Genomic DNA, 12,077 nt, shown 5'->3' with positions numbered 1-12,077 from the left:
CATGATCACCGAAATCAACTTCGACGGCATCATCGGCCCGACGCATAATTACGCCGGCCTCAGCCGCGGCAACATGGCTTCGGCCAGCAATGCCGGCGACGTGTCGCAGCCGCGCGCCGCGGCGCTGCAGGGCATCGACAAGATGCGCCACAACCTCGCGCTTGGGCTGCCGCAGGGCTTTTTCGCGCCGCTCGACCGTCCCGATGCGGCGTGGCTCGCGGCGCTCGCGACCGACCTCGACAGCGCCGAAGCGCATCTGCGCGCGCAGGCCTGGTCGGCTTCGTCGATGTGGGCCGCCAATGCCGCCACCGTCTCGCCCGCGCCCGACAGCGGCGACGGCAAATGCCATCTCACCGTCGCCAACCTCGTCACCATGCCGCACCGCAGCCATGAATGGCAGGGCACGCTCGCCCAGCTCCGGCTCGCCTTCGCGCATCCCGCCTTTGTGGTGCACGGCCCGGTCCCCGCGCCGTTCGGCGACGAGGGCGCCGCCAATCACATGCGGCTGTGCGCCGGCCATGGCCAGCCGGGGGTGGAGATTTTCGTCTATGGCGTCGGCGGCGGGCGCTTCCCGGCGCGCCAGCATCTCGACGCCTCGAAAGCGATCGCGCGCCACCACCGGCTCGATCCCGACCGGACGCTGTTCATCCGGCAATCGGACACCGCGATCCAGGGCGGCGCCTTTCACAACGACGTCGTTGCGGTCGCCAACGAGCGCGTGCTGTTCACCCACGAAACCGCTTTCGAGGACCGCACGGCGGCGCATGCGCAGATCCGCGCGGCCTTTCCCGAGGTCGAGATCGTCGAAGTCCCGGCAAGCGCGGTCAGCCTGCCCGATGCGATCAAATCCTATCTGTTCAACGCGCAGCTCGTCAGCCTGCCGGACGACGTCGGCATGGGGCTGATCCTCCCCACCGAAGCGCGCGAGACGCCGAGCGTGTGGACCTGGCTCGAGGCGCATGTCGCGGGCAACGGCCCGATCCGGCGGCTGTTTCCGGTCGACGTGCGCCAGTCGATGGCCAATGGCGGTGGTCCCGCCTGCCTGCGCCTGCGCGTCGTCGCCGATCCGGCGACCGTCGATCCGCGGTTCATGGCCGACGAAGCCACGCTCGACCGGATCGCCGCCGTCGTCGCGGCGCACTGGCCCGAAGCGATCGCGCCCGGCGACCTCGCTTCGCCCGCGCTCACCGCCGATGTCCGCCGCGCCCGCGCGCAGTTGCTCGCGGCGCTCGACCTTACCGAACTCGGGTAGAGAGCCTCCACGCCCCTTGCCAAGCCTGCCGCATGGCGCAACAAAGGGGCGACAGAAAATTTCAAAGGACATCGCCATGCGCCGTCGCACGCTTCTTGCTGCCGCCCCCGCCGTCGCCCTGTTGCCGACCGCCGGGCTTGCCCAGTCCGCGAAGCCGGCGCCCAAAGGCGATCCGGCGCTGCCGCCCGCGTGGGACAAGGACAGCGAACGCTTCCTGCGACCCGACGTGCATGCCGGCGACCGGCCGGTCGGTGCGAGCTTCGCCTCGCGTACCGCCGCCTACGGCCTCAGCGGCGCGGTCGGCACCGCGCACCCGCTCGCGACGCAGGCGGGGATCGACATGCTGAAGCGCGGCGGGTCGGCGGTCGACGCCGCGATCGCGACCAACGCCTGCCTCGGCCTGCTCGAACCAACCGCCAACGGCATCGGCGGCGACGCCTATGCGATGATCTGGGATCCGAAGGCAAAGAAGGTCGTCGGGCTGGCGGGGTCTGGCAAAAGCCCCCGCGCGCTCGACCTCGCCACCGTGCGGTCGCGCGCAAAGGGCGGCGCGATCCCGGCCTATGGCGCGATCGCGGTGTCGGTGCCGGGGACGGTCGACGCGTGGTGGACGATGCACCAGCGCTACGGCAAGCTGCCTTGGAAGGAGCTTTTCGAACCGGTCATCGCCCATGCCGAGGCGGGCGCCCCGGTCCCCGACATGATCGCTTATTATATCCGCCGCAGCCTTGCCGGTTTTCGCCAGCCGGGGCGCGGGATCGAAGAGGTCGACAATGCGCTGCGCACCTATGGCATGGCCGACGGCAAGGGGCCGCAAGCGGGACAGGTCTTCCGCAACCCGGACCTCGCGCGCACCTTCCGCCTGATCGCCGAGGGCGGCCGCGACGTCTTTTACGATGGCGAGATTGCGCGGACGATCGACGCCTATTTCCGGCGCATCGGGGGCTGGCTGCGCCGCGAGGATCTGGCCGCGCACCGCTCCGAATGGATCGAACCGCACCGCACATCCTACCGCGGCACCGACGTCTATGCACTCGGCGCCAACACGCAGGGCATCGCGACGCTGCAGATGCTCAACATCCTCGAAAATTTCGACCTGAAGGGCGCGGGGTTCCAGTCCGCGTTGTCGATCCATCTTCAGGCAGAGGCAAAGCGCCTCGCCTATGAAGATCGCGCGCGCTATTATGCCGATCCGCATTTTTCGAACGTGCCGGTCGAATGGCTGATCTCGAAGGATTATGCCGCCGAGCGCGCCCGGCTGATCCGCCCCGACCGCATCCTGACCCCGGTCCATCCGGGGCAGGCGCCGAGCCACGGCGATACCACCTATTTCAGCGTCGCCGACAAGGACGGTATGATGGTGTCGATGATCCAGTCGAACTTCCGCGGCATGGGATCGGGTCTCGTCGCCGACGGCCTCGGTTTCATGTTCCAGGATCGCGGGCAGTTGTTCAGCCTGCAGGATGGCCACCCGAATATCTACGCCCCCGGCAAGCGCCCGTTCCAGACGATCATCCCCGGTTTCGCCGCGCATGGCGACACGCCGTGGATGAGCTTCGGGGTGATGGGCGGCGACATGCAGCCGCAGGGGCAGACGCAGATCATGGTCAACCGCATCGATTACGGCCTCGAAATCCAGGCCGCCGGCGATTCGCCGCGCTGGCACCATGAAGGATCGTCGCAATCGATGGGCGAGGATGCGCCGGGGCTCGGCCCCAAGGGACTTCTGCGGCTCGAAAGCGGCGTCCCCGCCGCGACGAGGGCCCAGCTTGCGGCGCTCGGCTGGACGATCGGCGATCCCGATGGCGGCTTCGGCCGCTACCAGTGCGTCGAACATCGCATGGACGGCGACACGCGCGTCTATGCCGCGGCGAGCGAGATGCGCGCCGACGGCTGCGCGCTCGCCTACTGACCGCCCGGCACGGCCGGACCGCTCAGCGGTCGGCCCGAAAGGGGGCGACGATCGCGTCGGTGACGCGCAGCGGACGGCCGCTCGCCTTGTCGAGCAAGGCCCACACGGTGCGCGCGCGCACATGCACCGTGCCGTCCGCGCCGGTGAATTCCATGAAACGGTCGAACTTCGCGCCCTGCGGCTTGTCGGCGACCCAGGTGCGCGCCGTCACCGTCTCACCGGGGCCGAGCGCGCGCAGATAGTCGATCTCGTGCCGCACCACGACCCAGATATAGGCGTCCTTGTGGCTCTGCGGCGCCGCGGCGTCCCAATGTCCCGTCGCGACCTGCTGGATCCACTGGACCCAGACCGCATTGTTGACATGGCCGAGCTCGTCGATGGCGTCGGGCGTAGCGGTGAGGGAGAGCGTGAAGTCTTTCATCGCGGCACCATAGCAATCCCCTCCCGCAAGCGGGAGGGGCAGTGAGGCTTGCGAACTTGTTCGCTAGTCGCAACAGGGTGGGCAAGAACGCGGCGTGGCTAGCCCACCCCGCTGCGGCTAGGCAGCAAGCTGCCAAGCCTCGCCGTCCCTCCCGCTTGCGAGAGGGGAAAAATCAGGCCAGTTCCACCGTCGTGACCATATAGCCCGCATCGCGCAGCGCCGAGACGAGGCTGTCGAGATGCTCCTTGTCGCGCGCCTCGCATTCGATGTCGGTGATCAACCCCTTGGCGGGCAGCGTCGTGAAGATGCGCTGGTGATAGATTTCGATGATGTTCACCTGCTTTTCGTTGAACACCTCCATCACCTTGAACAGTGCGCCGGGGCGGTCCTGCAACCGGATGCGCAGCCGCGCGATGCGGCCCGATCGCGCAAGGTCGCGCAGCAGCACGTTCGCGAGCAGGCGCGTGTCGATATTGCCGCCGGTCAGCACCAGGCCGACCTTGCGCCCGGCGAATTCCTCGGGATGCGCGAGCATCGCGGCGAGGCCCGCCGCGCCCGCGCCTTCGACCACCGTCTTTTCGATCTGGAGCAGCAGGCTGACCGCGCGCTCCAGATGGCGCTCGGCGACCAGCACGATATCGTCGTTGAGTTCGGCGACGAGCTTGCGCGTATAGCTTCCCGGTTCCTTGACCGCGATGCCCTCGGCCAGCGTATCGCCCTCGCACGCCATGTCGACGCCGTTCAGCTCGGCATACATCGACGGGTAAAGTTCGGCCTGCACGCCGACGAGGCGCATGTCATTCTTGATCCCGCGCGCCGCGGTGCCCATGCCCGCCAGCAGCCCGCCGCCGCCGATCGGCACGATCAGCGTATCGAGTTCGGGTACATCCTCGAGCATTTCGAGCGCGACCGTCCCCTGCCCCGCCGCGACGTGCGGATGGTCGAACGGATGGACGAAGGTCAGCCCGCGTTCCGCCTCCAGCTCGCGTGCATGGGCGTAGGCATCGTCGAATTTTTCGCCGAACAACACGATCTGCGCGCCGTGGCTCGCGGTCTGCGACACTTTCACCTGCGGCGTCGTGCTCGGCATGACGATGGTCACGGGCACGCCGAGCCGCTTGCCATGATAGGCAAGGCCCTGCGCATGATTGCCCGCCGACGCCGCGATCACGCCCCGCGCTTTCGCTTCGTCGCTGAGCAGCAGCAGGGCGTTCAGCGCGCCGCGTTCCTTGTAGGCCGCGGTGAACTGCAGATTTTCGAACTTCAGCCACACCTCGGCGCCGACCAGTTCGGACAGCGTCTGCGACTTCAGCGTCGGGGTGCGGACAACCGCGCCCTCAATTCGTCCCGCAGCCGCCCGCACATCGTCCAGGTTTATCGCCGGAAAATCGGCGGCGGCGGTCAGGATGGATTGATCGGTCATAGCGGCAAGCCCCCTACCCTATCTGGCGCCGCGCGCAAACCATGGTTATGGACCGCGGCATGAGCGAAGAAAAATTGCGCATCGCCTTCATCGGCACCGGCATCATGGGCGGTCCGATGGCCGGCCATCTCGTCAAGGCCGGTCATGCTGTCACCGTCTATAACCGCACCCGCGCCAAGGCCGACGCCTGGGCGGCGGATTATGGCGGCCAGGCAGCGGACAGCCCCGCCGCCGCCGCCGCGGGCGCCGATGCGGTGTTCGCCTGCGTCGGCAACGACGACGATCTCGCGGCGGTGACGCTCGGCGACGACGGGGCCTTCGGCGCGATGAAGTCCGGCGCGGTCTTCGTCGATCACACGACCGTCTCCGCCCGAATCGCCCGGCGCCTGGCCGAAGAGGCCGATGCGCGCGGCCTGCTGTGCGTCGATGCGCCGGTTTCGGGCGGTCAGGCGGGCGCGCAGAATGGGGCGCTGTCGATCATGTGCGGCGCCAGCGACGCCGCCTTCGCCGCCGCCGAGCCCCTGATGCGCGCCTATGCCGCGCGCATCGTCCATATCGGCGGGCCGGGCGCGGGCCAGACGACCAAGATGGTCAACCAGATCGCGATCGCCGGGGTGCTTCAGGGCCTCTCCGAAGCGCTGCGCTTCGCCCAGGCGTCGGACCTCGACACCGACAAGGTTTTCGAAGCTGTCTCGGGCGGCGCCGCGGCAAGCTGGCAGATGCTTAACCGCTGGGGCACGATGGCGAAGGACGAATATGATTTCGGCTTTGCGGTCGACTGGATGCGCAAGGATCTGGGCCTCGCGCTCGACGAAGCCCGCGTCAACGGCGCGACGCTTCCCGTCGCGGCGCTGGTCGATCAATTTTATGCCGAGGTGCAGGGTGCGGGCGGCGGCCGCCTCGACACGAGCTCACTCGTGACGAGGTTGCCGAAATGAAGCGCCTAGCCCTAACCGTCATCGCCCTCCTGCTCGCTGCACCCGCGCAGGCCGATACGCTCGTCGACAATGTCAACGGCATCACGCTCGACAAGGACGGCAAGGTCGTGCGATTCACCGGCATGGTGATCGGCACCGACGGCAAGGTGAAGCAGCTCCTCGACCGCAAGGACAAGCGCCCCGAACGCCCCGATTTCAAGGAAGACGGCAAGGGCCGGACGCTGATCCCGGGCATGATCGACGCACATGGCCATCTGATGGGCCTGGGCCTGTCGCTCATGCTGCTCGACCTCTCGGACACGCGCTCGCTGGCCGAGGCACAGGCGGCGATCAAGAAATATGCCGACGAAAACCCCGAGCTGCCGTGGATCATCGGGCGCGGGTGGAATCAGGAAAAATGGGGATTGGGCCGCTTCCCGACCGCGGCCGATCTCGACGCGGTCGTGCCCGACCGGCCGGTCTGGCTCGAACGCGTCGATGGCCATGCCGGATGGGCCAACAGCGCTGCAATGACGGCAGCAAAGATCACCGCCGCGACCAAGGCGCCCGAGGGCGGCCGGATCGAGATAGTGGACGGCAAGCCCGCCGGCGTCTTCGTCGATGCCGCGGTCGCGCTGATCGACAGCGCCAAGCCCAAGCCGCTCGCGCGCGACCTCGATCGCGCCTTCCTCGCCGCGCAGCAGCAGTTGCTCGCCCAGGGAATCACCGCGATCGCCGACATGGGCACGACGATCCAGGAATGGCAGGCGTATCGCCGCGCGGGCGACAAGCACCAGCTCGCGATCCGTATCCTCAGCTACGGCGGCGACATCGACAATATGGCGCTGATCGCGGGTCCGGGGCCGACGCCGTGGCTCTATGACGACAAGCTGCGCATGGTGGGGGTGAAGCTCTATCTCGACGGCGCGCTCGGGTCGCGCGGCGCGTGGCTCAAGGCGCCCTATGCCGACGCGCCGGGCCAGAAGGGCCTGCCGCTGCTGACCCCGGCGCAATTGCGCAACAAGATGGTCCGCGCCTCGATGGACAAGTTTCAGGTCGCGATCCACGCGATTGGAGACGCCGCCAATGCCGAGGCGCTCGACGCAATCACCGATCTCACCGCCGATCTGCCCGGCGAACGGCGCTGGCGGATCGAACATGCGCAGATCGTCGATCCCGCCGACATCCCGCGTTTCGCCAAGCTCGGCGTCATCGCGTCGATGCAACCGATCCACCAGCCGTCCGACCGGCTGATGGCCGAAGCCCGCCTCGGGCCCGACCGGCTGAAGGGCGCCTATGCGTGGCGCAGCATGGAAAATGCCGGCGTCCGCCTCGCTTTCGGGTCGGATGTGCCGGTCGAAAGCGCCAACCCCTTCCCCGGCATCGCCGCCGCCATCTCGCGCACCGACGCTCAGGGTCAGCCGTTCGGCGGCTGGCATCCCGAAGAGGCGGTTTCGCGCGAGACCGCGCTCGACGGCTTCACGCGCAGCGCCGCCTATGCCGCCTTCGCCGAGGACCGGCTCGGTACGCTGATGCCGGGGATGCGCGCCGACTTCCTGATCGTCGACACCGACCTGCTGCTCGCCAGCCCCGAGGACATCCGCAAGATGGTGCCGCTCGAAACCTGGATCGGCGGTTACCGCTATTACAAGAAGGGCGGCTGATGGACCGGCGGCGTCTGCTCGGCGCGCTCGCCGCGGCGCCCGCCGCGCTGGCGCTCGGCGCGGCGGCGAAAGAACCGAAGCGCAGGGATCCGCCGCAGCCGCGCGCGTCGAAACAGCGCAAGGGCGTCAAATCGCCCGACAAGCATGTCGATGTCGCGATCGTCGGCGCGGGCGCGGTCGGGGCATGGACCGCGTGGCATCTCGTCCGTCAGGGCCTCGATGTCCGGCTGTTCGATGCCTATGGCGCCGGGAACGGCCGCGCCGCTTCGAACCTCCCGACCATGCTGTGCGATCCCGCGCAGGCGGGCGACGCGCTCTACGCCGATCTCGCGCACGACAGCCTGCCGCTGTGGCAGCGCCTGTCCGACAGCGCCAGCCTGCCGATCGTGACGCCGTGCGCCGCGGTGACGACGCTGCTGCCGACCGACGGCGCCGAAGAGCCGCCGGGCACCGACCGCACGACCGGGCACAAGCTGCGCAGCCGCTTCGGCGCGATCGGCTGGCGCGACGAGGAAGCGGCTCTCGTCGCCGATAAGGCCGCGCTTCTCGCCGGCCGCCGCGCCATTCTCGAAACCATCCTCGACGCGCAGGTCGATGCCGAAAACGTCGTCATGCCCGCGCCGCTGTTCGACAAGAAGCGCGACCTCTATATCCTGCCCGACGGCGGCACCGCCCGCAGCATCGTCTATGCGACCGGCGCGTGGCTGACCGAGCTTTTTCCACAGATATTGACGCCCGCACGGCTGTCGGCGGTGCGCTACCAGCTTTTTCACGTCGGCCCCGGTCAGGGCGATGTCCAGTATCGCCCGCCCGCGATGCCCGCGCTAGTCGACCGCGCTTACGGCTTCACCCTGCTCCCCGACATCGAGGGGCGCGGGGTGCGCGTGTGGAAAAACGCCCCCGATGCAACGGTCGATCCCGACAGCTTCGACCGCCGCGCCGACGATGCCGCGCTGGCCGCGGTGCGCCAGTGGCTCGCGGGCCGCGTCCCGCATCTGGCTGAGGCTCCGGTCGTCGCGAGCGCCGCCGCGCACGACTGCCGCACGATCAGCGGCGAATTGCTGCTCGACCGCGTGCCCGGCCACGCACGCGCCTGGCTCGCCGGCGGCGCGACTGGGCGTGCCTTCGCGCTCGCCCCGGTCATCGGCGCGCGTATCGCGGCGCACATCGCCGACCCCGCGCGCGCGATCGAACCGCGCTGGGCGCTCGCCCGCCTGACTGGAGCGACCACGACATGAAGCTGACCGACTGCCACAATATCGACGACTTCCGCGCGCTGGCGAAGCGGCGGCTGCCCTGGCCGGTGTTCGACTATATCGACGGCGCCGCGGATGACGAGGTGACGCGTCGCCGCAACCGCGCCGCCTTCGACCGGTGCGACCTCATCCCGCGCGTGCTGGCCGGCGTCGAATCGATCGACATGAAAACGACGCTCTTCGGCCGCGAGATCGCGATGCCGCTCTTCCTGTCACCCACCGCGCTCCAGCGCCTGTTCCACTGGCAGGGCGAGCGGGCGGTGCTGCGCGCTGCCGCCGATGCGGGGACCGTCGCCGGCATATCGAGCCTCGCGACGATCGGCCTCGCCGAAGCGGGCGCGCTGACCGACGGCCCCAAGCTGTTCCAGCTCTATGTCCATAAGGATGAGGGGCTCAACCATGCGATGCTCGAGGCCGCGCGCGCGGCAAAATTCGACGCCGTTGCGCTCACCGTCGACACGATCGTCGGCGGCAACCGCGAACGCTGCCTGCGCTCGGGCTTTACCTCGCCGCCGCGCTTCACCGCGTCGAACATGCTGAGCTATGCGATCAAGCCCGGCTGGGGCCTCAACTATGTCTTGCGCGAAAAATTCAGCCTGCCCAACCTTGCGACCCACGTGTCCGAAGGGTCGAGCGTGCCGAAATCGGTCGCCGAATATTTCACCACCATGCTCGACCAGAGCCTCGACTGGAAACGCGCCGAGGCAATCCGCAAGGCGTGGGACGGCCCCTTCTGCCTGAAGGGCATCGTCGCGGTCGAGGATGCGCGGCGCGCCGCCGACATCGGCGCCACCGCGATCATGGTGTCGAACCATGGCGGGCGCCAGCTCGACGGCAGCATCGCGCCCTTCGACGCGCTGGCGGCGATCGTCGATGCGGTCGGCGACCGGGTGGAGGTCATCTGCGACGGCGGCATCACCCGCGGGACGCATGTGCTCAAGGCGCTGTCGGTCGGGGCGAAAGCCTGCTCGGGCGGCCGGCTCTATCTCTATGCACTCGCCGCGGCGGGCGAAGCGGGGGTGGCGCGCGCGGTCGCGCTGCTCCGCGCCGAAATGGAGCGCGGCATGAAACTGATGGGCGCGAAAAGTCTCGCCGACCTTGGGCGCGGCAATCTGCGCTGGCATTCCGAATAGCTGAAGAAGGAGGGGGCGGCCTCCCCCCGAAGGCCGCCCCTGCCCGGCGTCAGAAAGACGCGCCGAGCGAAAAGACCACCGCGCCGTCGGCGCCGATCGCTTCCTTGTACCCGCCGGCCTTGGGCTCGTCGGTGTTCACATAGCTGACGCCGAAGGTCAGCATCTTGTACGAAGCCGTGGCACCGACCGACCAGTCGAACACCTTGCCGTCGAAACCGCCGGGGAAGGCGTCGCTCCACGCATGGCCAGCATGCGCGTTCAGCGCCAGGGGCGTGCCCGGAATGTCGGCGGCGAGTTCGCCGTGCAGATAGAAGGCCGACGATTTGGCACCGGGCGCGCGGCTCGGGTCCTGCAGATTGCCGAGCGCGGACTGCTTCCACGCATAGTTGACGCCGACCTTCGCATTCACCGGCCCGACATCGGTCGACAGGTTCAGATAGGGTTCGAAAAAGTCGGCGCCCGACCCGCCATGCTGCGGATAGAGATAGTAAAGCAGGCCGCCGTCGACCGTCACGCCGCCGACATCCTTGCTGTAACCCGCGAACAGGTCGACCTCGGTGTTACCGGCAAAGCTGACGCTCGACGCCCAGGTGCCGGCGTAAAAGCCGCTTTCGTGAGTCACGGTGATGCCGCCCTGGATCGCCGGGTCTTCGCTGCTCTGGGTGAAGCCGCGGAAGCGATAGTCGGATACCAGCGTCACGCTGCCCGAAATGGTGATCGGATCGGAGGGCGCTTCGTCCTGGGCGAAAGCGGTGGCGGGAAGCGCGGAAGCCGCAAGGGCAAGGCCCAGGCACGCGCGGGAGAGAGTCTTCATGGGTTGATCCCCTTAACAAGGTAAAATGGATCGTCCCTGCCTGCCGCAAGACAGCCGAAGTCTTTGCTCCGGTCGGCCGTACGTGGCGCCTCTCTCCGACAATTTGCTGCGGCGCACAAACAAAAAAGCCGCATCCGGCACGATAAGGCGCGGATTGCGGCTTTTATGCAACAGGTCGTTGCGCATATCCGGTTTCAACGGAAACAATATTACGCAAACGGGCGCCAACCCGCGGTCGGCGCCCGTGCTTTACCGTCGGCCCGATCGGGCCGCGCTGTCAGAAGGCGACGCCGACCTTGAAGACGACGGTCGGGTCATACAGCGTGTCGACTGCCTTGATCCCGGTCTTCTTGATGTCGGTATCGACATAGTGGACGCCCAGATTGAAGATGCCCGCGGTCAGCGTGGCGCCGACCGTCCAGTCGAGATAATCGCCGCCGGGCGCTCCCGCGCTCAGCGAACCGCTCGTGTACCCGAGCGACGCATCGACCGTCACCGGCGTATTCGGAATCCCCGACGACAGGCCCATGTTCAGATAGATATTGTCATCGCTGCCGAGCGACTTCTGGCTCGGCGCATAGGCGACGGTGGCCGTCGCCGACACGGGTCCGATGTCGTGCGACAGCTTGCCGATGATCTCGACATAGTCGACCGGGCCGAAGGCATCCTTGCCATCGGGATACCAATAATAGGTCGCGCCGATGTCGACCGAGGTGCCGGGGGCGACTTCGCCCGACCAGCCGGCATAAAGATCGACCTCGACCTTGCCAAATTCGTCGGTCTTCGGCAGGCCCGATCCCCAGACGCCGGCATAGAGACCGCTTTCGTGGCTCAGCGTGATCGTCGGCTGCACCTCGACCTTTTCGTTCGACAGCGAAATGCCGCGGAAACGATAGTCGGACACCAGGTCGACCCCGCCCGACACGGTGATCGGACCGCTGGGCGCGTCGGTCGCGTCCTGCGCCATGGCCGGCGTCGCCATCGCCATCGCCGATGTCGCGAGCAGCATGCCGAAGCATGCCTTGGTAAGAAACTTCATTGGGTGAGCCCCCCTCTCATCGATATTGAACCGAAACCGTCCATCCTGCGGTTCCCGCCCGATCCTCTCCCGATGCTCTTGTGGCCGGCGCGTGGTCAGGAACGCGCGGAAAATTGCGCAACATGCGGCAGCGCACAATTGAAAACTGCACAAATGTTACATTCGCCGCCACACTGTGTCTTTCCCGCCACAAGCGCGACCGCGGCCCACAGGCTTTGCCAAGCCGCGCGCGCGCGGCTAAAGGAG

The 12,077-nt window shown here is 67.8% G+C and carries 10 protein-coding genes; 6 read left to right on the top strand and 4 right to left on the bottom strand.

Going from position 1 to position 12,077, the window contains the following annotated elements:
* Position 1 precedes the first annotated feature (1 nt).
* Both STE01S_RS08585 and STE01S_RS08580 read left to right on the top strand, forming a co-directional pair.
* Entirely contained in the window at positions 2-1,252 is a 1,251-nt protein-coding gene (locus STE01S_RS08585; protein WP_062766997.1) for an N-succinylarginine dihydrolase, read from the top strand.
* Positions 1,253-1,328: 76 nt separating this feature from the next.
* A complete protein-coding gene (locus STE01S_RS08580; protein WP_062766994.1) occupies positions 1,329-3,164 on the top strand; it encodes a gamma-glutamyltransferase family protein in 1,836 nt (611 codons plus the stop codon).
* 22 nt (positions 3,165-3,186) lie between these two features.
* Here the strand turns inward: STE01S_RS08580 and STE01S_RS08575 are convergent, their stop codons facing one another.
* Positions 3,187-3,585, bottom strand: coding sequence for an acyl-CoA thioesterase (locus STE01S_RS08575; RefSeq protein ID WP_003038684.1), 399 nt, complete (start codon positions 3,583-3,585; stop codon positions 3,187-3,189).
* A gap of 172 nt (positions 3,586-3,757) precedes the next feature.
* Positions 3,758-5,008 carry a threonine ammonia-lyase gene (locus tag STE01S_RS08570; protein ID WP_003038686.1) on the bottom strand — a complete coding sequence of 417 codons (1,251 nt, stop codon included), beginning with the start codon at positions 5,006-5,008 and terminating at the stop codon, positions 3,758-3,760.
* 59 nt (positions 5,009-5,067) lie between these two features.
* On the opposite strand from STE01S_RS08570, the gene STE01S_RS08565 reads away from it, so the two are divergent.
* From STE01S_RS08565 to STE01S_RS08550, 4 genes are read left to right on the top strand one after another with little or no spacing between them, the layout of a single operon-like run.
* Positions 5,068-5,946 (top strand): NAD(P)-dependent oxidoreductase, encoded by an 879-nt coding sequence (locus STE01S_RS08565; RefSeq protein WP_040589033.1) that lies wholly within the window; start codon positions 5,068-5,070, stop codon positions 5,944-5,946.
* A complete protein-coding gene (locus STE01S_RS08560) occupies positions 5,943-7,589 on the top strand; it encodes an amidohydrolase (protein ID WP_062766990.1) in 1,647 nt (548 codons plus the stop codon). Before STE01S_RS08565 ends, STE01S_RS08560 begins: the two co-directional genes overlap by 4 nt.
* Positions 7,589-8,827, top strand: coding sequence for an NAD(P)/FAD-dependent oxidoreductase (locus tag STE01S_RS08555; protein ID WP_062766986.1), 1,239 nt, complete (start codon positions 7,589-7,591; stop codon positions 8,825-8,827). The genes STE01S_RS08560 and STE01S_RS08555 overlap by 1 nt, the downstream gene beginning before the upstream one ends.
* On the top strand, positions 8,824-9,978 hold the full coding sequence (locus STE01S_RS08550; protein ID WP_058812456.1) for an alpha-hydroxy acid oxidase: 1,155 nt from the start codon (positions 8,824-8,826) through the stop codon (positions 9,976-9,978). Before STE01S_RS08555 ends, STE01S_RS08550 begins: the two co-directional genes overlap by 4 nt.
* Before the next feature lie 49 nt (positions 9,979-10,027).
* On the opposite strand, the gene STE01S_RS08545 is transcribed toward STE01S_RS08550, so the two are convergent.
* Both STE01S_RS08545 and STE01S_RS08540 read right to left on the bottom strand, forming a co-directional pair.
* Positions 10,028-10,792, bottom strand: coding sequence for a TorF family putative porin (locus tag STE01S_RS08545; RefSeq protein WP_062766983.1), 765 nt, complete (start codon positions 10,790-10,792; stop codon positions 10,028-10,030).
* A 277-nt stretch (positions 10,793-11,069) separates the two neighbouring features.
* A complete protein-coding gene (locus STE01S_RS08540; protein WP_062766980.1) occupies positions 11,070-11,831 on the bottom strand; it encodes a TorF family putative porin in 762 nt (253 codons plus the stop codon).
* Positions 11,832-12,077: the final 246 nt, after the last annotated feature.

This window comes from Sphingopyxis terrae subsp. terrae NBRC 15098 (genome assembly GCF_001598815.1).
Classification (GTDB): Bacteria; Pseudomonadota; Alphaproteobacteria; order Sphingomonadales; family Sphingomonadaceae; genus Sphingopyxis; species Sphingopyxis terrae.
The sequence above is the reverse complement of the archived record's forward strand: the minus strand, read 5'-3'. Positions and strand labels throughout refer to the sequence as shown.

Excerpts from the sequence above, each read along its gene's own strand:
- STE01S_RS08585 (WP_062766997.1), top strand. The coding sequence starts at position 2 with ATGATCACCGAAATCAACTTCGACGGCATCATCGGCCCGACGCATAAT.
- STE01S_RS08570 (WP_003038686.1), bottom strand. The coding sequence starts at position 5,008 with ATGACCGATCAATCCATCCTGACCGCCGCCGCCGATTTTCCGGCGATA.
- STE01S_RS08550 (WP_058812456.1), top strand. The coding sequence starts at position 8,824 with ATGAAGCTGACCGACTGCCACAATATCGACGACTTCCGCGCGCTGGCG.
- STE01S_RS08555 (WP_062766986.1), top strand. The coding sequence starts at position 7,589 with ATGGACCGGCGGCGTCTGCTCGGCGCGCTCGCCGCGGCGCCCGCCGCG.
- STE01S_RS08580 (WP_062766994.1), top strand. The coding sequence starts at position 1,329 with ATGCGCCGTCGCACGCTTCTTGCTGCCGCCCCCGCCGTCGCCCTGTTG.
- STE01S_RS08565 (WP_040589033.1), top strand. The coding sequence starts at position 5,068 with ATGAGCGAAGAAAAATTGCGCATCGCCTTCATCGGCACCGGCATCATG.
- STE01S_RS08540 (WP_062766980.1), bottom strand. The coding sequence starts at position 11,831 with ATGAAGTTTCTTACCAAGGCATGCTTCGGCATGCTGCTCGCGACATCG.
- STE01S_RS08545 (WP_062766983.1), bottom strand. The coding sequence starts at position 10,792 with ATGAAGACTCTCTCCCGCGCGTGCCTGGGCCTTGCCCTTGCGGCTTCC.
- STE01S_RS08560 (WP_062766990.1), top strand. The coding sequence starts at position 5,943 with ATGAAGCGCCTAGCCCTAACCGTCATCGCCCTCCTGCTCGCTGCACCC.
- STE01S_RS08575 (WP_003038684.1), bottom strand. The coding sequence starts at position 3,585 with ATGAAAGACTTCACGCTCTCCCTCACCGCTACGCCCGACGCCATCGAC.